Annotated in this window: 21 protein-coding genes and 1 pseudogene; 16 read left to right on the top strand and 6 right to left on the bottom strand. The window is 72.6% G+C overall.

All coding sequences use genetic code 11. From position 1 onward, the window contains the following. Positions 1-56 precede the first annotated feature (56 nt). Positions 57-629, bottom strand: coding sequence for a TetR/AcrR family transcriptional regulator (locus ACXAHD_RS02715; RefSeq protein ID WP_289211252.1), 573 nt, complete (start codon positions 627-629; stop codon positions 57-59). A gap of 106 nt (positions 630-735) precedes the next feature. On the opposite strand from ACXAHD_RS02715, the gene ACXAHD_RS02710 reads away from it, so the two are divergent. The 4 genes from ACXAHD_RS02710 to ACXAHD_RS02695 all read left to right on the top strand — a co-directional run bounded on the left by ACXAHD_RS02710 (position 736) and on the right by ACXAHD_RS02695 (position 3,647). Continuing rightward, positions 736-1,134 carry a hypothetical protein gene (locus tag ACXAHD_RS02710; protein WP_281551481.1) on the top strand — a complete coding sequence of 133 codons (399 nt, stop codon included), beginning with the start codon at positions 736-738 and terminating at the stop codon, positions 1,132-1,134. Positions 1,135-1,214: 80 nt separating this feature from the next. Continuing rightward, the gene (locus ACXAHD_RS02705; RefSeq protein ID WP_281551480.1) at positions 1,215-1,814 is read left to right on the top strand and encodes a DM13 domain-containing protein; all 600 of its coding nucleotides are present in this window, start codon (positions 1,215-1,217) and stop codon (positions 1,812-1,814) included. Between the two features lie 5 nt (positions 1,815-1,819). After that, a complete protein-coding gene (locus tag ACXAHD_RS02700) occupies positions 1,820-2,551 on the top strand; it encodes a response regulator transcription factor (protein WP_281551479.1) in 732 nt (243 codons plus the stop codon). Next, positions 2,544-3,647, top strand: a complete 1,104-nt coding sequence (locus ACXAHD_RS02695) for a sensor histidine kinase (protein WP_281551478.1) — start codon at positions 2,544-2,546, stop codon at positions 3,645-3,647. The genes ACXAHD_RS02700 and ACXAHD_RS02695 overlap by 8 nt, the downstream gene beginning before the upstream one ends. 13 nt (positions 3,648-3,660) lie before the next feature. On the opposite strand, the gene ACXAHD_RS02690 is transcribed toward ACXAHD_RS02695, so the two are convergent. Further along, a complete protein-coding gene (locus tag ACXAHD_RS02690; RefSeq protein WP_281551477.1) occupies positions 3,661-3,939 on the bottom strand; it encodes a hypothetical protein in 279 nt (92 codons plus the stop codon). A 144-nt stretch (positions 3,940-4,083) separates the two neighbouring features. Here ACXAHD_RS02690 and ACXAHD_RS02685 point away from each other — a divergent pair, with 144 nt between their 5' ends. The 3 genes from ACXAHD_RS02685 (at position 4,084) to ACXAHD_RS02675 (ending at position 6,472) form a co-directional block, all read left to right on the top strand. Beyond that, positions 4,084-4,842: a GbsR/MarR family transcriptional regulator gene (locus ACXAHD_RS02685; RefSeq protein ID WP_475048368.1), complete on the top strand. Its 759-nt coding sequence runs from the start codon at positions 4,084-4,086 to the stop codon at positions 4,840-4,842. After that, complete coding sequence (locus ACXAHD_RS02680; protein ID WP_475048365.1) at positions 4,839-5,663, top strand: ThuA domain-containing protein; 825 nt, start codon at positions 4,839-4,841, stop codon at positions 5,661-5,663. Before ACXAHD_RS02685 ends, ACXAHD_RS02680 begins: the two co-directional genes overlap by 4 nt. Before the next feature lie 146 nt (positions 5,664-5,809). After that, on the top strand, positions 5,810-6,472 hold the full coding sequence (locus ACXAHD_RS02675) for a hypothetical protein (RefSeq protein ID WP_475048362.1): 663 nt from the start codon (positions 5,810-5,812) through the stop codon (positions 6,470-6,472). Positions 6,473-6,546: 74 nt separating this feature from the next. Here ACXAHD_RS02675 and ACXAHD_RS02670 read toward each other — a convergent pair whose 3' ends face one another. After that, positions 6,547-6,735 carry a hypothetical protein gene (locus ACXAHD_RS02670; protein WP_475048360.1) on the bottom strand — a complete coding sequence of 63 codons (189 nt, stop codon included), beginning with the start codon at positions 6,733-6,735 and terminating at the stop codon, positions 6,547-6,549. Positions 6,736-6,792: 57 nt separating this feature from the next. On the opposite strand from ACXAHD_RS02670, the gene ACXAHD_RS02665 reads away from it, so the two are divergent. Continuing rightward, positions 6,793-8,319 carry a hypothetical protein gene (locus ACXAHD_RS02665; RefSeq protein ID WP_475048358.1) on the top strand — a complete coding sequence of 509 codons (1,527 nt, stop codon included), beginning with the start codon at positions 6,793-6,795 and terminating at the stop codon, positions 8,317-8,319. Between the two features lie 186 nt (positions 8,320-8,505). Here ACXAHD_RS02665 and ACXAHD_RS02660 read toward each other — a convergent pair whose 3' ends face one another. After that, a complete protein-coding gene (locus tag ACXAHD_RS02660; RefSeq protein WP_475048355.1) occupies positions 8,506-9,525 on the bottom strand; it encodes an ADP-ribosylglycohydrolase family protein in 1,020 nt (339 codons plus the stop codon). Here ACXAHD_RS02660 and ACXAHD_RS02655 point away from each other — a divergent pair. Together ACXAHD_RS02655 and ACXAHD_RS02650 are read left to right on the top strand one after the other, a co-directional pair. Continuing rightward, positions 9,447-9,770, top strand: a pseudogene (locus tag ACXAHD_RS02655) (glycoside hydrolase family 11 protein); the annotation flags it as partial. The gene ACXAHD_RS02660 and the pseudogene ACXAHD_RS02655 overlap by 79 nt on opposite strands. A 152-nt stretch (positions 9,771-9,922) precedes the next feature. After that, positions 9,923-10,168, top strand: a complete 246-nt coding sequence (locus ACXAHD_RS02650; RefSeq protein WP_281555821.1) for a hypothetical protein — start codon at positions 9,923-9,925, stop codon at positions 10,166-10,168. Between the two features lie 112 nt (positions 10,169-10,280). Here ACXAHD_RS02650 and ACXAHD_RS02645 read toward each other — a convergent pair whose 3' ends face one another. Both ACXAHD_RS02645 and ACXAHD_RS02640 read right to left on the bottom strand, forming a co-directional pair. Beyond that, positions 10,281-11,480, bottom strand: coding sequence for an RtcB family protein (locus ACXAHD_RS02645; RefSeq protein WP_281551473.1), 1,200 nt, complete (start codon positions 11,478-11,480; stop codon positions 10,281-10,283). A 194-nt stretch (positions 11,481-11,674) separates the two neighbouring features. Beyond that, positions 11,675-12,361, bottom strand: a complete 687-nt coding sequence (locus ACXAHD_RS02640; protein ID WP_281551472.1) for a phosphodiesterase — start codon at positions 12,359-12,361, stop codon at positions 11,675-11,677. 328 nt (positions 12,362-12,689) lie between these two features. Between ACXAHD_RS02640 and ACXAHD_RS02635 the strand changes: the two genes are divergently transcribed. The 6 genes from ACXAHD_RS02635 (at position 12,690) to ACXAHD_RS02610 (ending at position 20,806) form a co-directional block, all read left to right on the top strand. Continuing rightward, entirely contained in the window at positions 12,690-14,108 is a 1,419-nt protein-coding gene (locus ACXAHD_RS02635; protein WP_475048350.1) for a GH1 family beta-glucosidase, read from the top strand. 148 nt (positions 14,109-14,256) lie between these two features. Then, on the top strand, positions 14,257-15,237 hold the full coding sequence (locus tag ACXAHD_RS02630) for a sulfite exporter TauE/SafE family protein (protein WP_281551470.1): 981 nt from the start codon (positions 14,257-14,259) through the stop codon (positions 15,235-15,237). A 276-nt stretch (positions 15,238-15,513) separates the two neighbouring features. Then, a complete protein-coding gene (locus tag ACXAHD_RS02625; protein ID WP_281551469.1) occupies positions 15,514-16,416 on the top strand; it encodes a nucleoside hydrolase in 903 nt (300 codons plus the stop codon). Between the two features lie 23 nt (positions 16,417-16,439). Further along, complete coding sequence (locus ACXAHD_RS02620; RefSeq protein WP_281551468.1) at positions 16,440-18,680, top strand: glycosyl hydrolase family 95 catalytic domain-containing protein; 2,241 nt, start codon at positions 16,440-16,442, stop codon at positions 18,678-18,680. Between the two features lie 3 nt (positions 18,681-18,683). Continuing rightward, positions 18,684-19,754 (top strand): FecCD family ABC transporter permease, encoded by a 1,071-nt coding sequence (locus ACXAHD_RS02615; protein ID WP_281551467.1) that lies wholly within the window; start codon positions 18,684-18,686, stop codon positions 19,752-19,754. Then, positions 19,751-20,806, top strand: coding sequence for a FecCD family ABC transporter permease (locus tag ACXAHD_RS02610; protein WP_281551466.1), 1,056 nt, complete (start codon positions 19,751-19,753; stop codon positions 20,804-20,806). The genes ACXAHD_RS02615 and ACXAHD_RS02610 overlap by 4 nt, the downstream gene beginning before the upstream one ends. Positions 20,807-20,822: the final 16 nt, after the last annotated feature.

Raw genomic sequence — 20,822 nt, 5'->3', positions numbered from 1 at the left:
TCGCTTCTCCGTCTACTTGACAGGCGAGACAAGCTTTACGCGATGCACTCAATCTGTCAAGTATGCTGATCAGGAGCGGGCTCGAAGAGCAGTCGGATCACCGGGCCGGCGAGCGCCGCCGGGTCGTCGTCTGCGTCGTGCGGCAGCGCCCCGGACAGCCACAGGGTCGCGAAGCCGTGCACGATCGACCAGGCCGCCAGGCGGGCGTTGTCCCGGTCGCCGGCCGGCACCCGGGCGTCGTCCAGGCTGGCCCGTAGCGCGCGGCCGGCCCGTTGTCGCGCGGTGACCAGCTCCGGCGCGTCGAAGTTCAGCAGGCTCGGTTGGAACATCACCTCGAAGTGCGCCCGGTGGGACGCGGCGAACCGCACGTACGCCTGGCCGGCGGCGAGGATGTCACCGCCGGCCGCCGCCAACTGGGTCGCCAGCAGGTCGAGGCCCTCGGTGGCGATCGCGGTGAGCAGGCCGGTCTTGTCGCCGAAGTGGTGCGTCGGGGCGGCGTGCGAGACCCCCACCCGTCGAGCCAGGTCGCGCAGGCTCAGCGCCGCCACCCCGGATTCGGCGATCGCCTCGGCGGCGGCGGTCAGCAGGGCTCTACGCAGGTCGCCGTGGTGGTACGGCTGTTGCCGCATCGCGCCTCCCGTTATCTTTCCGTTGACAAGATGCTACCCGGAGCGGCTATCTTGTCAGTGACAAGATAGCGGGCGCGTGCAGTTCCGACCCCGAGGAGCACCCCTGATGAGTACGGCGGACCGATGGCTGACCGTGATCGCGCTGGTCAGCGTCCCGACGGTGATGTTCGGCGGCTACTCGTTGATGCGGCTGGCCGCCGCCCGAAAACTGACCGACTTCCAGTTGTCGCTGTTCCGGGCCGGCCACGCCCACGCCGGTGTGCTGCTGGTGCTGACCCTGACCGCACTGAGCATCGCCGCCCGCGCCGGACTGTCCGACCCGTACACCTGGGCAGTCGGCGCGCTGCTGGCCGCCGGCACGATCAGCCAGTCCGGCGGCTTCTTTCTGCACGCCGGGATCGGCCGCCCCGGACAGTGGTCGGTCGGCAACACCCTGACCGTGCTCGGCGCGGGGCAGCTCACCGTCGCGCTGCTGCTGCTCGCGTACGCCGTCGCAACCAGCTGACCTGCCGGTACGCCGACCGTAAGACTTTCGCAAGAGATCAACTACGGTCGGCCGGGCGCTGCCGCCGTAGGCTGATCCGCGTGTGGAAACGACTCCTTGCCAACCCGTTGAGCTGGCTGCTCGCCGTCGTCGTAGCCGCCGGACTCGCGTTCGGCGGCTACTGGTTCCAGCCGTGGAAACTGTTCACCGACGACGTGGTCGACGAGGCGCTGCCGCAGGTGCAGATCGCGGCGACCGGCACCCCGGCACCGGACCCCGCCGCTACCGGGTCCGCGTCGCCCGGGTCCGCATCGCCCAGCGCCGCACCGGCCAGCCCGTCACCGGCCGGGAACCGGTTGCTGGCCTCCGGCGAGTTCGTCACCCACGAGCACGAGACCAGCGGCACCGCCCAGGTCGTCGAGCTGGCCGACGGCCGCCGTCAGCTCGTGTTCCGCGACTTCGCCACCTCCAACGGCCCGGACCTGCGGGTCTGGCTCTCCGACCAGCCGGTGCTGGACGGCCGCGACGGCTGGTTCGTCTTCGACGACGGGCAGTGGGCCGAGCTGGACCGGCTCAAGGGCAACCGGGGTGACCAGGTGTACGAGATCCCCGCCGACGTCGACCTGACCAGCCTGACCAGCGTCTCCATCTGGTGCAAACGCTTCTCGGTGTCGTTCGGGGCAGCCGAGTTGACCGCCTGACAGCCATGGCCGCGCCCACCACCGGCGGACCGTCCCTACGGGTGCTCGTCGTCGACGACGATCCCACCGTGTCCGATGTGGTCCGCCGGTACCTGGAACGAGCCGGCTACCAGGTCACCCGCGCCGCCGACGGGGTCGCCGCGCTGGCCGCGGTCGACCAGTGCCGGCCCGACCTGGTGGTACTGGACCTGATGCTGCCAGGGTTGGACGGGCTGGAGGTGTGCCGGCGGCTGCAGCGGCAGGCCAGCGGCGTACCCGTGATCATGCTGACCGCACTTGGGGAGGAGGCCGACCGGGTGATCGGCCTGCAGCTCGGTGCCGACGACTACGTCACGAAGCCGTTCTCGCCCCGGGAGCTGGTGCTGCGGGTACAGTCGGTGCTCCGCCGCTCCGGGCCGCCCCCCGGCCCGGTCGGCGGTGAACCGCCGGTGGTCCGCGACGGCGAGCTCGCGCTGGACACCAGTCGGCGGTCGGCCCGGCTCGGCGACACCGAGCTCGCGCTGACCACCCGTGAGTTCGACCTGCTGCTGCACCTGGTCCGCCATCCGGCGAAGGCGTTCCGCCGGGAGGAACTGCTCGCCCAGGTGTGGGGCTGGAACTTCGGTGACCAGTCCACCGTGACAGTCCACGTGCGACGGCTGCGCGAGAAGGTCGAACGGGATCCGGCCCGACCCCTACGGATCGTCACCGTCTGGGGCGTCGGCTACCGCTACGAACCGGCGGCCGGCAATGCCTGACCTGCCCACCGGCGACGTCCTCGCCGTGTTCGCCATCGGGCTGGGCGCGTCACTGCTGATCGGTGTGCCGGGCGCGGTCGCGCTGCGGCTGCTGCGCCGGCACAGCATCGTCGTGCACCTGACCGTCCTGCTCACCGTCACCGTACTGGCGGTCCTCGCCGGCGTCGTCGGCGCGGCCCAGGCGATGTTCCTGTCCGTCCACGACCGGGACGTGGTGCTCCTGGTGCTCGCCGCGTCCGGAGCGGTCAGCCTGGCCGTCGGCTGGTGGCTGGGTGCCCGGCTGGCCCGGCAGGCGGTCTGGGCCGACCAGCTGCGTCAGCGGGAACGCCAGGCCGAGGCGAACCGGCGGGAACTGGTCGCCTGGGTGTCGCACGACCTGCGGACGCCGTTGGCGGGGCTGCGGGCCATGGCCGAGGCGCTTGAGGACGGCGTCGTCGCCGACCGGGCCACCGTCGCCGACTACCACCGGCGGATCCGGGCCGAGACCGACCGGATGACCCAACTCGTCGACGACCTGTTCGAACTGTCCCGGATCAACGCCGGCGCGTTGCGGCTGTCGCTGCGCCGGGTGCCCCTCGCCGAGGTGGTCTCCGACGCCCTGGCGTCGGCCGAGCCGCTGGCCCGGGCGCGGGGCATCCGGCTGGTCGCCGCCGAACGCGGCTGGCCGTCGGTCACCGCCAGCGAGCCGGAACTGGCCCGGATCATCGGCAACCTGCTTCGCAACGCGATCCGGTTCACCCCGTACGACGGGGTGGTGCAGGTCAGTGCGGGCCGCGACGGCGGTGCCGCCTGGCTGGCGGTGCACGACACCTGCGGCGGTATTCCCGAGGCGGACCTGCCGAGGGTGTTCGACGTGGCGTTCCGGGGCGAAACAGCGCGCAGCCCCGCTCCCGCCGGCCCGCCCCGAGCGGGGTCGCCGATCGGGCCGGCGTACCTGCCCAATTGGGCCGGACCCCGTCCCGAGCCGCCGCCGGCCGGCGGCGGGCTCGGCCTGGCGATCGTGCGCGGCCTGGTCGAGGCGCACGGTGGTCGGGTCGAGGTAGCCAACGCCGGCCCCGGCTGCCGGTTCCTCGTCCACCTGCCCGCCGCCGGTTGACCCTCGCACACGGTCAGCCGACCGGCAGGTCCCGCCGCCGCAGCCCGATCATGCCGGCGGCGGAGCCGGCCGCCAGCAGCGCCAGGACGACCAGCGGTACGGCCGACACCTGCCCGCCCGGCAGGCTCGGCAGATGCGTGAACGGGGAGAGATCGCGCAGCGGCTGCGGCAGTTGCAGCAGCGCACCGAACAGGTCGAGCCCGTCCAGCGCGGTGCTGCGGCCGTACCGCTTGGTCAGGACCCCGACCTCGATCGCTGTTTCCGTGACCAGAAATCTACGTAGCGTTCGCAAGGTGGTCAGTGAAGAGCCCGTCACCAGCGGGCATCACGCGTTGAATCGGGCCTGGCGTTGCAATGGCGGTTGCGGTCAACGCAACGATCAGTCAGGATGTGTTGCAATGAATTGAGACCGAACGCAGCGGAGGGCGGGGGGCGGATGCCCGGCGGACGGTTGACCTATCAGGACCGGCAGCGCATCGAGCAGGCGCTCGCCGACGGCGCCGGCTACGCCGAGATCGCCCGCCGGCTCGACCGGCCGACCTCCACGATCAGCCGGGAGGTCGGGCGCAACGGCGGGCCGGGCGGCTACCGGGCCACCGCCGCGCACCGGGCCACCGCGCACCGGGCCCGCCGTACCGGCCCGGTCACCCGGCCACCGGCCGACCAGGCCACCGGGTACGGCCGGGACACGGCCGCCGTGCAGGCCTTCGAGCAGCAGTTCGCCGCCCTGATGATCCAGTCCGGCTTCCCCCGGATGACCGCCCGGGTGCTGGTCAGCCTCTTCGTCAGCGACGGCGGTTCACTCACCGCCGCCGAGCTGGTCGACCGGCTGCGGGTCAGCCCGGCGTCGATCTCCAAGTCGATAGCCTTCCTGGAGCGGATCGGCTTCGTCGCCCGGCGACGCGAGCCGGGGCAGCGGCGCGACCGCTACGCCGTCGACGACGGCCTGTGGTACCGGGCCTGGTCGCTGCGGGTGCACGTCTTCCGGACCTGGGCGGACGCGGCGACCCACGGTGCCGCCGTACTCGGGCCGGACACCCCCGCCGGGGACCGGCTGCAGTTGATGGGCGAGTTCTTCGGGCTGGTCTGCCGGGACGTCGAGCGGATCACCGCCGAGTGGCAGTCGTTCCTGTCCACCCGCGGTCTGCCGCCGCAGCCGGATGCGCCCACCGCCGTCGCGGAGCCGGTCCGGTGACCGGCGAACCGGTCCGGCCCCGTGCCGGCCTCACCCGACGGGTGGTCGGCACCGGCCTGCTCGGCGGTATCGTGGCGCTGGTGACCACCGGCTGCACCGAGTCGAGCGCCGAGACCGGGTACCGGGTGCTCATCTGCAGCCGCACCACCGGTTACCGGCACGATTCCATCCCGGCCGGTGTCGAGGCCGTCGGCGAACTCGGCGCGGAGCACGGCTTCGCCGTCGACGCCACCGAGGACCCGGCCGTCTTCACCCCGGACAACCTGAGCCGGTACGCCGCCGTCGTCTTCCTCAACACCACCGGCGACGTGCTCGACGACGCCGGCCGGGCCGCGTTCGAGGGCTACATCAACGGTGGCGGCGGATTCGTCGGGGTGCACGCGGCCGCCGACACCGAGCACAACTGGCCGTTCTACGGCGAACTTGTCGGTGCGTACTTCGCCCAGCACCCGCCGGTGCAGCCGGCCACCGTCGAGGTCGTCGACCGGACCCACCCGGCCACCGCGCACCTGCCGACCCGCTGGGCGCGCACCGACGAGTGGTACGACTACCGGACCCGGCCGACCGACGCCCGGATCCTCGCGGTGCTCGACGAGACCAGCTACACCGGCGGGCAGATGGGGCAGCCGCACCCGCATGCCTGGTGCCGGACGTACGCCGGCGGCCGCACCTTCTACACCGGCGGCGGCCACACCGTCGAGGCGTACGCCGAACCGGCGTTCCGCGCCCACCTGCTCGGCGCGATCCGCTGGGCCGCCGGCCGGCCGCCGACCGACGTGGGCCGGTCGGCCGACGAAGCCGACCGGGACGTCACAGGGTGACGGCCGTGGCCCGGGCTCATCCGGACGGCCAGCGCTGACCTCCGAAGGTCGGTAACTATCCAAGATCTGATTGAACACGGAGTGTGACGTGGCGCACGCTGCAGACCGGTCCGAGTCCGGCTGCAGCAGCCTCCGAGGAGGAGCGCGTGTCAGAGCCAGTCCGTGGAGATCTCCCCGTCGTCCGTACCGTCCTGACCAGTCTTGCCGCGTCGGCCGCTCAGCGCGCCACCGCCGATCTGCCCCGCGACACCCGGCTGGTGCACCGCCGTGACGAACGCGAAGAACTCCTCGCCGGCCGGTTCGTCGACAGCCGCACCGGGCTGACGCCGGCTCGCCGCGTCGGCCCGTACCGCACCCCCGGCGGAGTCGACGTCTGGTACGAAACGTTCGTCGCCGCCCGCCGGCTCCAGGTCCGCGAGGCCGGTGCCGCCGCACCCGCGTTCGTGGTCACCCAGGCCCGGCCGCCGACCGTGCAACGTACCGGCACCGTCGTCGACATCGACGCCGGCACCGTCTGGATCCGCGGCGACCTGTTCGGCGGGCTGCCCGTCGACGCGTACGCCGGGCTGCTCGTCACCGGTGGGACGCTGACGCTGGGCACCGCGACGGTACCGGGCGACGTCGTCGAGGTGCCCGCGCCGCTGAGCGCCGTACTGCGACTCGACCCCGCACCCGACCCGCCGCCGGCCGGCGGCGTCGGCGGCTGCCACAGCGCCGGGACCGCCAGCACCCTGCCCACCTCGGTGACCTTCCGCTTCAAGTCCGGCGTAGTCGAGATCGTCGGCGACCCCGGCGCCGCCACGGCCTGAGGACAGCAGTTCCGGTTCGGCCCGGCCACCGGGGACCGGACGTTCGTCGAACAGCTCTGGACGCTGATGCTCGGCTACACCGTCGAACCGACCACCGTGGACGCCACCGGAGTCGGTGCCGACCCGGCCGGCAACCCGTTGACCGACTTCACCGGCACCGGCACCATCCGCGACGCCGGGCTCGGCCTGCCGGTCGTCGTCGTCACCGACCCGGCGATTCTCGGCGAGGCGTCCACTGCGGCGACCTGGCTGCTGCGGGTCACCGGCCTGGCCGCCCGCTGGTACGCCCCGGACCCGCGGGAACACCCGCTGGACAGCGCGTGGATGGTGATCGGTGCCAGACCGCGCCCACCCCGGCGCTGCTCGGCCGGCTGGCCGGCGCGCTCGACCTGGTCGCCGACGGCCCGACTCTGCTCGGCGCACCGGGGGAGCGGGTGGTGTTCGGCTGCGCCGGGCTCGGCCACCACCTCGCCCCGGATGGCGGCAGCGTCGAGTTCACCGATCCGACCGAACTCGCCGGACGGTGGCTGCACGCCGTACAGGCGGTGGTGGACCGGGACTGGACGTGGCGCGGCGCCGGCTCACCGACGCTGACGCTGCGGCGCACCGTACGGCTACCGGACGCCCCCGGTGCACCGCAGACCGTCACCGACGTCGGCGTGATCGAACTGGTCGACTCGGTCAACGTGCAGGCCGGCACCGGCGACCCCGATCGCGGCTTCGTCCGGATGGTCTTCCTCGACGCGGTGGCGGCACCGCTGGGTCCCGACGGGCTGCCGTACGAGCCGCAGGTCGACTACGACCTGGAGTTCCGCCTCGAAACCGGCGAGGTGGTGCGGCAGGTGATCTCGTCGACGCTGCCGATCGTCACGCCGCCGAGGCAGGTGCCCCGGGTGGTCGCCGCCGGCATCGCGCTCACCCCGTACGGCACCGACGCGTCGTACGCGGCGACCACGCCCCGGATCCGGCGACTCTGGCTGGAGTTCGTCGAACCGCTGGCCGACCCGCGTGACGCCTACTTCGTCCGGCCGTTGACCGTCACCCCGGACCCGATGCTGCTGCCCGACACCGAACCGGTCGCCGACCCGGCCACCGTGCCGACCCTGCCGCTGGACCCGGAACCGGTCCGGGTGATCACCCCGGGCCAGGTGCAGGACCTGGCGGGATACGCCACCATGCAGCGCCTCGAACCGGCGGCCGACAGCGACCGGCACTTCCTGGTGCCGCTGCCGCCCAACACCGACCCCGGCTCGCCGGAGCTGTTCTCGTTCTACACCTACGAGATCCGCGTCGGCCACGACTGTGGCCCGCTCGACGATCCGCTCTGGTCCACCGCCCAGGGCCGGTACGGCGAGCCACTGACCTTGGAAGGGGTGGCGCATCCGGCACCGGAGCTGGCCGCCACGGTGCTCGCCGAACCGGACGGTGCGGTGCGGGTCCGGGCCCCGTACGCCGTCCCGTACCTCGGGCTGCGCCGGGTGTTGCCGGACCCGCCGAACACCCAGCTGTGGGCGGTGCTCTACGCCCGGGTGATGCAGGCCGACGCGAGTACGCGGCGCAACGTGCAGGTCGGCCTGCGCCCGTTGTGGTTACCCCGACGACAGCCCGGTCCACGTTCGGTGCCGTTGCCGGTGGAGGGGGAGACGACCTGGTCGGGGGCGGACGTGCGGGCGGCACTGGAGGCGGCCGGGTTGCCGCCCGGGCTACCGGTCAGCGTGCTCGTCGTCGAGGTGCTGCCGGAGCCGAACGGAAGCTTCGCCGACCCGCTCGGCGGCGACCTGGGCCAGGTCCGGATCCTGCGGACGTCGCCGCTGTCCGCCGTCGACCGCGACTGCTGCGTGTCGTGACACCGGCCGTCCGCCAGGCCGGTGCTTGGCGGTAGGAGCGGAGTCTCCGGGCCCGGTCAGCCGTCGGCGTCGGCAGCCGGCCCGGGAACTCCGCAGCTTGCGGGTTCATCCGGCCGTGCAGCTGACGTTGCCGGGTGGCTGGCTGGTGCTGCTGGTGGTGCAGTGGGTCGATGCTGCTCGGCCCAGTCAGTCCCAGGCTTGGCCGAGGGCGTGCAGTTGGTCGGCGTACTCGATGCGGTCCGGCCACGTCGTCGGCCAGGCCGCCGTTCCGTACGCCGCGCCGAGGAACGCCCCGGCCAGACAGGCGATCGAGTCCGAGTCACCGGAGGTGGCCGCCCCGCGGGCCAACCCGCCCACCGGGTCGTCGGCATGCCACAGCGCGCAGAGCAGCCCGGTGGCCAGGGCCTCCTCCGCGATCCAGCCCTCCCCGGTGACCCGGCAGGCGTCGCCGCCGTCGTCCCCGGCCGCCAACGCCGAGTCGAGCCGGTCCAGTGCGTCGAGACACTCATCCCAGCCCCGGGAGATGAACCCCGTCGGACTGTCCGTTCCCGGCCGCTGCCACAGCGGGCCGAGCCAGTCGTCGCGGTACACCTCCCGCTGCCCGCGACAGTGCTCACGCAGCAGGCCCGGCAGCGCCGGTAGCGGCGTACCCGCGCGCAGCAGCCGGACCGCGACGGCGGTCAACTCGCTCGCGGCCAGCGCGGTCGGGTGTCCGTGGGTCAGCCCGGCCTGCAGTTGCGCGACGCCGGCCACGGTGTCGTCGTCGTAGGCGTCGACCAGACCGACCGGGGCGACCCGCATGTTCGCCCCGCAGCCCTTCGACCCGGCTACGGTGGCCTGCTGCCAGGCCACCCCGGTGGCCAGTTCGCCGCAGGCCCGCAGGCAGGTCATCCCCGGGGCCCGGTTGTTGTCCGGGCTGGCCGCCCAGGCCAGGAACCGGGCCCGGAGCAGCGGTTCCAGCCCGTCCGGGGTGGCGGCCGGGGCGTCATGCAGCGCCCAGCCGACCGCGAGGGTCATCTGGGTGTCGTCGGTGACCAGCGCCGGCTCGCCGGTCAGCTCACGCGGCCCGGCCTGGCCGTACCGGTGGTGGATCTCGGCGACCGTCAGAAACTCGGTCGGCTTGCCGAGTGCGTCACCGTACGCCAGCCCGAACAGGCACCCGGACGCCCGGTCACCCGCCGCGCTACCCACCGCCGTGTCACCCACCGCGACCTCCCCCGTCTCGTCCCGGTCGGCAGGCTAGTCGGGCCGGTCAACCGGCGTGCGTCCCACCCTCGGCACCCGGCACGACACCGGACGCCAGCAGATGCGCGCTCAACGCGCCGTCGATCGACGGCACCCAGACGTTCTGGCAGTACTGGAGCGTCCGGCAGCAGAAGCGCACCGGCGGCACCATCACCACCGCCAACCACTTCGACGCCTGGGCGCGCGCCGGGATACAGCTCGGCTCCAACCACAGCTACCAGGTGATGGCGACCGAGGGCTACCAGAGCCAGGGGAGCTCCGACATCAACGTCTGGGGGGCGGCAGCGGCAACCCCGGACCGTCCCCGACCGGCAACCCTGGCAACCCGGGTGACCCGGGCCAGAGCAACTGCACCGCCGTGCTGTCGGCCGGCCAGCAGTTCGGCGACCGGTTCAACCTCAACGTCTCGGTGCAGAACGTCAGCAACTGGACGGTCACCCTCAGCCTGCACGGCGGACAGAGCCTGCAGAACAGCTGGAACGCCTCGGTCAGCGGCACGACCGGGAACATCACCGCCAGGCCGAACGGTAGCGGTAACAACTTCGGAGTGACGATCATGCACGGCGGCAACTGGACCTGGCCGACGGTCACCTGTCGAACATGACCCCGACCGACCGTCGATAGCAACCACTGTCGACAGGAAACATCGTGGGCGGGTCGACCCTGCTGGGAGGGTCGGCCCGCCCCGGTGCGCGCCCCGGTCGCCCATCCGGTGGTCAACCCTTGACGCAGACCACCTGCCGCAGGTGCGCCACCACCTCGACCAGGTCGGCCTGCTCGGCGAGCACCTGGTCCAGGTCCTTGTACGCCGCCGGGATCTCGTCGACCACACCGGCGTCCTTGCGGCACTCCACCCCGGCGGTCTGCTCGGCCAGGTCGTCGACGGTGTAGGTCTTCTTCGCCTTCGACCGCGACATCCGCCGACCCGCACCGTGCGACGCCGAGCAGTACGCCGCCTCGCTGCCCCGACCCCGCACGATGTAGGAGCCGGTCCCCATCGACCCGGGGATGATGCCCAGTTCGCCCCGCCCGGCCCGGATCGCCCCCTTGCGGGTCACCAGCAGCGGCACCCCGTCGTAGACCTCCTCGGCCACGTAGTTGTGGTGGCAGGAGATCGGCTCGTCGAAGCGGACCGCCGGCACCGCCGTGCGCAGCACCCGGCAGAGCAGCGCCAGCATGACCGCCCGGTTGCGGGCCGCGTACTCCTGCGCCCAGGCCAGGTCCCGCCGGTACGCCGTCATCTCCGCCGTGTCGGCGAGGAAGACCGCCAGGTCGCGGTCGGGCAGGTCGGCGTTGTGCGGCAGCTTCCGGGCCGCCGCGATGTGCCGCTCGGCCAGCTCCTTGCCGATGTTGCGGGAGCCGGAGTGCAGCATCAGCCAGACTTGGCCGGCGTCCGGACCGCCCTGCTCGACGCAGACCTCGATGAAGTGGTTGCCGCCGCCGAGCGTGCCGAGCTGACGCTGCGCCCGGGACTCCAGCGCGGCGACCCCGGGGTGCAGGCCGGCGAAGCCGGACCAGAACCGGTCCCAGCCGGCGGTCGGCAGACCGTGCACCCGGCGCGGGTCGACCGGGGTGTCGCGGGCCTGGAAGCCGACCGGGACCGCGGCCTCGATCGCGGTACGCAGCGCGCCCAGGTCGTCCGGCAACTGCGCGTCGGTCAGGCTGGTCCGCACCGCGGACATGCCGCAGCCGATGTCGACGCCGACCGCCGCCGGGGCCAGCGCCTGACGCATCGCGATCACCGAGCCGACGGTGGCGCCCTTGCCGTAGTGCACGTCGGGCATCACCGCGACGCCGTGCACCCACGGCAGCGTGCCGATGTTGCGCAGCTGCTGGCTGGCGTGCGGCTCGATGGTCGCCGGATCGGTCCAGACCTTGACCGGGGCCCGGGTCCCGGGCAGCAGGGCATGACTCATCGGAAACTCCTCGGTAGGGGAAACGCGACGGTGATCCGGTGCCGGCCGGCGGCACCGGGAAGGGACCGGCGTGCATCGCCGGAGGGATCGGCGAGGATCAGCGGGACTGCCGGTGGGCGCGGCTCAGCCTCGTCGGGCGGTGGCAGGTTTCGCCAGCGGTCGCATCGGTCGCTCCTCGGTCGTCACGGTGCCGCTCACGCTAGCGGCCGCTGACCGGCGGCGACAATCGGATTGTCGTCGGTGCGGGCGCCCCGGGCGCGCCGGGAGGCGGCGTAGGTGACGGTACGGAGCCGTTGGATCAGCCCACCCGTTCGCAGCCGCAGCGGAGGGTGACCGGTCGGGTCGAAGGCGAGGGCGGCGTCAACGGCGGACGGCAGCGGCTCGCCGACGTCGATCCGACCGAACGTCCGCCAGTGACTGGTGGCGGTGGCCGCCGCCAGCCGCAGCACGATTGGGCGACGGGCGGCGACCTCGGCGAGCTGCTCGACCGCGCCGCCGAGGCGACCCGGGGCGGCCGGAAACGCGGCCAGGTAGATCCGGTGCCGACCGTGCCGCAACGACAGGATGCTGCCGTACGTGGTGGCGAAGTCGCGCCGGGGTAGCGGAAGGTGGCGCAGGACCGGCGCTCGGCCGGCGCTGGACACCAGCAGGTCGACCGGGCGGTCCGGGACCTGGATCCGGACCGCAAGGCCGAGGATGTCCGGCCAGCCGGGCGGGGTCGGGGTGCCCCGGGAGAACCGGATGACGGCCGGCCAGCGCCCCGCTGGCAGGAACCAGTCGGCGAGCGGGCCCCAGAGCTGGACCTCGCCGGTGAACGAGCAGCCGCGCGGGTGCAGCAGCCGACCGCCCCGCACATGCGCCAGCCAGGCTCCGAAGGTCACGGCGAAAGGCGTACCCAGGTTCGGGGCGATCTACCGCCGATGGTCGGCGTCAGGGCTGTCCGGCCGGTTTCCCGGCTGCTGCGCCCGGCGGCCGCCAGCTGCGGCGCTCACCGGCCGGCCGGGTCCGTTGCCAGGTCCGTCGCCGGGTCCGGCCGCGTCGGATCGGCGACCAGCAGGCATGCTGGAGCCTGTTGATCGTGCGGCGTCGCCGACGCGGGTGTCCGGTACAGGCCCTGCCCGGAGGCCACCGAGGCGGGCGGTCGGGTCACCGCCGACCCGGACACCCGCCAGATTGAGATCGTGCTCAGCGCGTAAGGAGAATCCCGACATGTCCGTATCATTACCGTCCGGCCCTGTCTTTCCCGGCAACTTCCTCTGGGGTACGGCGACCGCGTCGTACCAGGTCGAGGGGGCCGCTGCGGTGGACGGCCGCACACCGTCCATCTGGGACACCTTCGCGCACACCCCCGGTCTGGTCACCAACGGCGACACCGGTGACGTGGCCTGCGACCACTACCACCGGCTGGAGGAGGACCTGGACATCCTCGCCGAGCTCGGCGTCGGCGCGTACCGGTTCTCGATCTCCTGGTCCCGGGTGCTGCCAGGGGCCGGCAGCCAGCTCAACCAGCGGGGCGTGGACTTCTACTCGGCGCTGGTCGACGGGCTGCGGGCCCGGGGGATCGCGCCGGTCGCCACCCTCTACCACTGGGACCTGCCGCAGGAGCTGGAGGACGCCGGCGGCTGGCCGCACCGGGACACCGCCGAGCGGTTCGCCGAGTACGCCGGCCGGATGGGCGAGGTGTTCGGCGACCGGGTGCACACCTGGATCACCCTCAACGAGCCGTGGTGCTCGGCGTACCTGGGCTACGGCTCCGGCGTGCACGCCCCGGCGCGTACCGAGCCGGCCGCCGCGCTGGCCGCCGTGCACCACCTCAACCTCGGCCACGGTCTGGCGGTACGCGCGCTGCGGGCGAGCATCGACCCGGCGGCCCGGGTCAGCGTGACGTTGAACCTGCACCACGTGCGGGGCGAGTCGCCCGGCGACGCCGAGGCGGTACGCCGGATCGACGCGCTGGCCAACCGGGCGTTCCTCGGGCCGATGCTGGACGGGGCGTACCCACGGGACCTGATCGACGACACCGCGGCGGTGACCGACTGGTCGTTCGTGCGCGACGGCGACGAGGCGGCCGCGCACGCCCCGCTGGACCTGCTCGGGGTGAACTACTACAACCCGGTGCTGGTCCGCCAGTGGGACGGGGTGTCGCCACGGTCGACCGCCGACGGGCACGCCGACGGGGCGGCCTCGCCGTGGATCGGTGTCACCGACGTCGAGTTCGTCACCCAGCCCGGCCCGTACACCCAGATGGGCTGGAACATCGACGAGACCGGGCTGACCGAGCTGCTGCTGCGGCTGCACCGCGACTACCCGGGGCTGCCGATGATGATCACCGAGAACGGGGCGGCGTTCGACGACGTGCTCGACGACGACGGCCGGGTCCGTGACCCGCGCCGGGTCGACTACCTGCACCGGCACCTGACCGCGGTGGCCGAGGCGATCGACGGCGGCGCCGACGTGCGCGGGTACTTCGTGTGGTCGCTGATGGACAACTTCGAGTGGGCGCACGGGTTTGGCAAGACGTTCGGCATCGTGCACGTCGACCGGCAGACGATGCGGCGTACCTGGAAGGAGAGCGCGCACTGGTACCGGCGGGTGGTGGCCGCTAACGCGCTGCCGACCGCCCGCTGATCGGGCCGGTCGGCCCGGTGGTGCCGGTCGCCCCGGCACTGCCGGCCAGCCGCTGACCGCGAACTGCCCGGATTCGGTTCACCTATCGACCTGATAATTCCGATCGACATGCTAGACATTGCCGGTCCGGTCCGGCACCCTCGACAGGGTGGACTGGGTATTGGTGCTGGCCGGTTGCGGCATCGGGATCATCGTCGGGCTGACCGGCATGGGCGGCGGGGCGCTGATGACCCCGATGCTGGTGATCTTCTTCGGCGTGCCGCCGCTCGCCGCCGTCTCCAGCGACCTGGTGGTCAGCGCGGTGATGAAACCGGTCGGCGGGCTGGTGCACATCCGGCGGCGTACCGTGCACTGGTCGCTGGTCGGCTGGCTCTGCCTGGGCAGCGTGCCGAGCGCGTTCGCCGGCGTCCTGCTGCTGCGCTCGCTCGGCGACGGCGAGCGACTGCAGCAGGGCATCAAGGTGGCGCTCGGGGTGGCGCTGGTACTGGCCGCCGCTGGTCTGGTCTTCCGCACCTACACCCGGATGGCCGAGCACGCCACCCGCCGCCGGGCCGGCGCCGCAGACCATCGCGCGGATGATGCCGCACCGGCCGAGCCGGCGCTGCGGGCCCGGCCGCTGCCCACCGTGCTGATCGGTGCCGTCGGCGGTCTGATCGTCGGGATGACCAGCGTCGGCTCCGGTTCGCTGATCATCATCGCGTTGCTGATGCTCTACCCGCTGCTGCGGCCCGCCTTTCTCGTCGGCACCGACCTGGTGCAGGCGGTACCGCTGGTGATCGCCGCCGCCGTCGGGCACCTGCTCTTCGGTGACTTCCGCCTCGACCTGACCACCTCGCTGCTGCTCGGCGCGGTGCCCGGCGCGTGGCTCGGCGCACAACTGTCGTCGCGGGCACCCGGCGGCCTGGTCCGCCGGGCGTTGACCCTGGTACTGCTGGCCAGCGCCATGAAACTGCTCGGCGTGCCGGACATCCCGCTGCTGGTGGCCCTCGCCGCCGTCGTGGTCGCCGGGTCACTCGGCTGGATGGCCGCCCGCCGCCGGCACGGCCTGCCCGCGCTGGCCCGTACCGAGCTGCGTGAGCCGGACCGGCCGGCCGACCGGTCCGAACCGCTGCGGGTCGGCGGCCGGTGACGGTCAGAACACCGTCCCGATCAGTGGTCTGCAGCCAGCGGCGCAGGTTGATCATGATGGTGGTTCTGCGGCGGCGACCTGCCCGCCGGCCGCGCCCGGCGGCTGCCACAGTTGCTCCGCCGGTGCGGTACCGCACCCCGTTAGCGCCGTCGTCAGCACCACACTCCGCAGCGGCTGATCTCGCCTCGAACGCACCTGCTTTTCTCTGCCCCGTCCCGTCCACAACGGCTACCCGACACAGTTACGGTTCGGGCCGCCGGCTGACACTATGTCCAGATGGACTCTCGGCGACATCCACTCACCGTGCCGCGGTCCAAGCGGATCCGGCTGGTGGTCGACAGCGACGCGCGCAATGAGGCCGACGACCAGTACGCGATCGTGCACGCACTGCTCACCCCCCGGTTCGACGTGCGCGGGCTGGTCGGCGCGCACTTCGGCGTCCGAAACGGCCTGGACACCGCTGCCGCCAGCGTCGCCGAGATCCACCACCTGCTGGAGCTGATGCGACTGCCGGCTCCGCCGCCGGTGGCCGCTGGGGTCAGCCGTCCGCTGCGGGACGCGGTCGGCGGAGCACCCGGGGTCGACCTGATCGTCGCCGAAGCCATGCGCGACGATCCACTGCCGCTGTTCGTGGCCTTTCTCGGGCCGCTGACCGATCTCGCCGCCGCGCTGCGGGTCGAGCCGAGGATTGCCGGGCGGTTGACCGCCGTCTGGATCGGCGGTGGCCCGTACCCGGACGGTGGTGCCGAGTTCAACCTGGGTAACGACGTCGACGCCGCCAACGAGGTGTTCGACTCCGAGGTGGAGCTGTGGCAGATCCCCAACGCGGCGTACGGCATGATGCGGGTCGGTCTCAGCGAACTCGCGGTCCGGGTGGCGCCGCGTGGGCCGGTCGGTGCGTACCTGTTCCGGCAACTCGTCGAATTCAACGACGCGATGGGTGACAATGCGAACTGGCCGGCAGGGGAGTCGTGGGTCCTCGGCGACTCCCCTGCCGTCGGGGTGCTGCTGGACGAGCACTGGATGGATCACCGCCAGATTCCGGCACCGATCGTCCGGCCCGATCTGAGCTATCAGCACCGGCAGGACCGCTCGCGGACGATTCGGGTCTACCACCGCGTGGACTCCCGGTTCGTGCTGGAGGACCTGTACGCGAAGCTGACCCTCGCGTACGGCTGAAGACGTTGGCTAAGGTCGATCCGATGCACCGGATCGACGACACGGCGCCAGCGGCGCGCTGGGAAGACGCGTTCCTCACCGGCAACGGCGAGTACGGGCTGATGGTGTACGGCGACCCGACCGCCGAACGGATCGTGGTCGACCATCACCGGTTCGTGCTGCCCAACGGCACCCGCGGCCTGCGGCCACCGGAGCTGGCGGGGGTCATCGAGCAGGTCCGGGACCTGATCCTGGCCGGCCGACGGACCGAGGCCGGTCGGCTGCTCGCCGCCGGCCGGCAGCTGGAGTGGACCCAGTCGTTCCACCCCGGCTACGCGCTGACCGTCGACGACCTGACCGTCGACGCGCCGGCTGGCCGGGCCGCCGAGCCGGCGCCGCTGCCCGCCGACTACCTGCGTACCACTGACTTCACCACCGGTGAGATCACCGTGCGGTGGGCCGGCGGCGGAACCCGGCAAGCCTTCGTCTCCCGCGCGGACCGGGTCGCCGTGGTCCGGCTGGCTGCCGGCCCATGCCTGCTCGGCGCGACCGGCGACCTGCCCGGCCGGCCGGCCGACGTCAGCTACGACATCACCGCCTACCGGCGCGACGGGTACGCGTTCCTGCGGGTCCGGGGCAGCTATCCGGCCGGCCTCGGGGCGTACGGCTTCGAAGGACTGACCCTGGTGACCGGCGACACCGAGATCCTCGGCGACCGGATCCTGATCGGCGGGGACGCGCTGGCGCTGACCGTGCTGGACCGCTACGACGCGCCGGGCTGGGGCACCGGGGTGCTGCACGCGCGGCTCGCCGGGCTGGCCGATCAGCAGCCGGGCGCCGACTACCAGCGGCTGCTGGTTCGGCACGTCGCCCTGCACCGGCCGATGTACCAGCGGGTCGAGCTGCGGTTGCGGGTCGACGAGGCCGACCGGCGCCGTCCGGTCGGTGAGCTGCTCGACGCCCAGCGCGCCGACGACCAGCGACTGTCACCGGCGCTGCTGGAACGGCTGTTCCACGCCGGCCGGTACCTGCTGATCAGCTCCAGCGGGGCGCTGCCGCCCCGGCTGACCGGGCTCTGGCTCGGCTCCTGGGACGCCGCCTGGGCCGGCGACTTCACCACCGACGCCAACCTGAATTTGCAGTTGTCCGGGGCGAACATCGGCGCGCTGCCGGAGGTGACCGCTGCGCACCGACGGTTGATCGCCGGCCAGGTCGACGACTGGCGACGCAACGCGCGGGCGGTGTACGGCGGCCGAGGCCTGCTCGCGCCGGGGCGCACCGACGGCGAACACGGGCACCTGTTCCACTTCTGCGACGAGTGGCCCTGGCCGGCCTGGCTGCCCGGCGCGCACTGGCTGCTGTACCCGCTGTGGGAGCACCACCTGGTCACCGGGGAGCCGCTGGGGGAGGTGGCCGGTTGGCTGGTCGAGGCGGCCGAGTTCTTCGAGGATTTTCTGACCCGGGTCGACGACGACGGCCGGTACATGATCGTGCCGTCGTTCTCCGCCGAGACCGGGCCGCCCGACGAGCACGACGAGCCGGTCTACCCGGCGGTGAACGCCACCATGGACATCGCCGCCGCCCGGCACGCGATGCGGGTCGCGGGCGGGTTGACCGGTGCGCCCCGGTGGGCCGATCTGGCCGCGCGGCTGCCCGGATACCTGGTGGACGAGCGGGGCGCGCTGGCCGAGTGGGCGTGGCCCGGATACCGCGCCGACGACGACCACCGGCACATCAGCCACCTCTACCCGGTCTGGCCGCTGCACGAGATCACCCCGGACGGCACCCCGGAGCTGGCCCGCGCGGCCCACCGGGCACTGGCGGTACGCGGCGACGAGAACCTGTCCGCGCACGGCAGCCTGCACCGTGCGCTGGTCGCCGCCCGGCTGCGCGACGCCGACCGGGCCGCCGCCAACCTGCGGAAGATCATCTGCGCGGACATGTTCTTCCGGTCGTTGATGAGCGCCCACAACCCGGGTCTGCAGACGTACAACGCCGACGCCGTGCACACGCTGCCCGGCGTCCTGATCGAGATGCTGGTCGATTCGCGCCCCGGGTCGCTGCACCTGCTGCCGGCCTGGCCGGGCGAGCTGCCCGGCGGCACCCTGCGCGGGGTGACCTGCCGGGGCCGGATCACCGTCGAGGAGCTGACCTGGGACGCCACGACGCTGCGGGTCCGGCTCCGCTCGGCGCTCAGCCAACAGGTGGCAGTACGCAGCCCGTACGGTGCGAGGGCGGTGGACCTGCCCGCCGATGAGCCGGTGGAGCTTTCCCTGCATACTTAGGCGATGCTTACCTCACTTCGGGCCGGTCGGGGTGAGCGTGTCGGACGGGATGTTACCCAAAGTGGTCGTAGCTTTACGACACGTCGGCGGCTTGGTGGGCTGCTCGTTGCCGTACTGCTGCTGGCCCTGACCGTCTTCGCCAGCCTCGCCCTCGGATCCCGCGACATCGCGCTGCCAGTGGTGGTCGAGGCGCTGGTCGACCGCGACCCGGCGGTCAACGACCACGTGGTCATCTGGGACCTGCGGCTGCCCCGGACCGTGATCGGACTGCTCGCCGGTCTGGCACTCGGACTTTCCGGCGGGCTCATGCAGGGACTGACCCGGAACCCGATCGCCGACCCTGGGCTGCTCGGCATCAACGCCGGAGCCTCGCTCGCCGTCGTCGTCGCGATCACCTGGCTCGGCATCGGCACCACCGCCGGCTACATCTGGTTCGCGTTCGGCGGCGCGACCCTCGCTGCGCTGCTCGTCTACGGCATCGGGTCGATGGGCGGCGACGGCGCGACTCCGGTGAAACTCGCCATCGCCGGCTCGGCGCTCACCGCCGTGCTCACCTCGCTGATCACCCTGGTGCTGCTGACCAACCTGCAGACCCTGGAACGCTACCGGTTCTGGCAGGTCGGCTCGCTGGTCGGGCGGGACCTCGACACCGCCCGTACGGTGCTGCTGTTCATCGCCGTCGGCACCCTGCTGGCGCTGGTCTCCGGCCGGGTGCTCAACGCGCTCAGCCTCGGCGACGACGTCGCCCACGGGCTCGGCCAGCACGTGGTTCGGGACCGGGCGGTCATCATGACCGCGACCGTGTTGCTCTGCGGCTCGGCGACGGCGCTCACCGGACCGATCGTCTTCGTCGGGCTGGTCGTGCCGCACGCCGCCCGCTGGGTGACCGGGCCGGACTACCGGTGGATCCTCGCGTACAGCGCGGTGCTCGGTGCCGCTTTGCTGATCGCGGCCGACGTGCTCGGCCGGCTGGTCGCCCCGCCCGGTGAAGTCGAGGCCGGCCTGGTCGTCGCCTTCCTCGGCGCACCGGTGCTGATCGCCCTGGTCCGCCGCTCCCGATTGGCCAGCGTGTGACCGCCGGTCTCGGGCTTCCCGCGCTGGGCCGGCTGCGGCGTCGCCAACGCCGCCGGACCACCGTCGTGCTGGCCGGGTTGGTCGGGGTCGTCGCCGTCTTCGCCCTGCTCAGCCTCGGTCTCGGTGCCTACCGGATCTCGGTGGACGGGGTATTCCGCACGCTGATCGGGCAGGGCGACGGCCGCGACGACTTCATCATCCTCAGCCTGCGGCTGCCCCGACTGGTCGCCGGGATTCTGGCCGGTGCCGCGTTCGGCCTGGCCGGTGGCATCTTCCAGACCCTGCTGCGCAACCCGCTGGCCAGCCCGGACATCATCGGCGTCACTGGCGGGGCCAGCGCCGCCGCGGTGTTCGCGCTGGTCATGCTGGGCGCCGGCAGCCTCGGCGTGTCGGTCGCCGCGTTCGTCGGTGCGGCCGGTACGGCGACCGCCGTCTACCTGCTCTCCTGGCGGGGCGGGCTGACCGGGTACCGGTTCGTGCTGGTCGGCATCGCCGCCGCGTTCATGGCGCACGGTGTCCTCGGCTACCTGCTGACCCGGGGGGAGGTACGCGAGGCGCAGATGGCATTGTCGTGGATGGTCGGCAGCCTGGGCAGCGCCCGTTGGCCGGAGATCGCCGTCCTGGCGACGTTGCTCGGCGTGCTGACCCCGGCGCTGTTGGCGTTGCGTCCGGCGCTCGGGCTGCTGCAGTTCGGCGACGACACCGCAACCGGCCTGGGGGTGCGGCTGGAGCGCAGCCGGATCAGTCTGCTGGCGATCGCGGTGGCCCTCGCCGCGGTGGCGACCGCGGTGACCGGGCCGATCGCGTTCGTGGCGTTCGTCGCCATGCCGATCGCCCGGCGGATGATGCGTTCCGGCGCCCCGGTGCTGCTGCCCGCCGCTCTGGTCGGAGTGGTGGTGGTGACCGGGGCGGACCTGGTCGCCCAGCACCTGCTGCCCGGCAACATCAAGACCCCGGTCGGCATCGTCACCGCGGTGATCGGCGGGCCGTACCTGCTGTGGTTGCTCGCCACCGCCGGCCGGAATCACGGCTCGGTAACCAGGATTACATAGGCTAGCCAAACCTAAC

Source organism: Micromonospora sp. ABR4_055 (assembly GCF_056160425.1).
The sequence above is the reverse complement of the archived record's forward strand: the minus strand, read 5'-3'. Positions and strand labels throughout refer to the sequence as shown.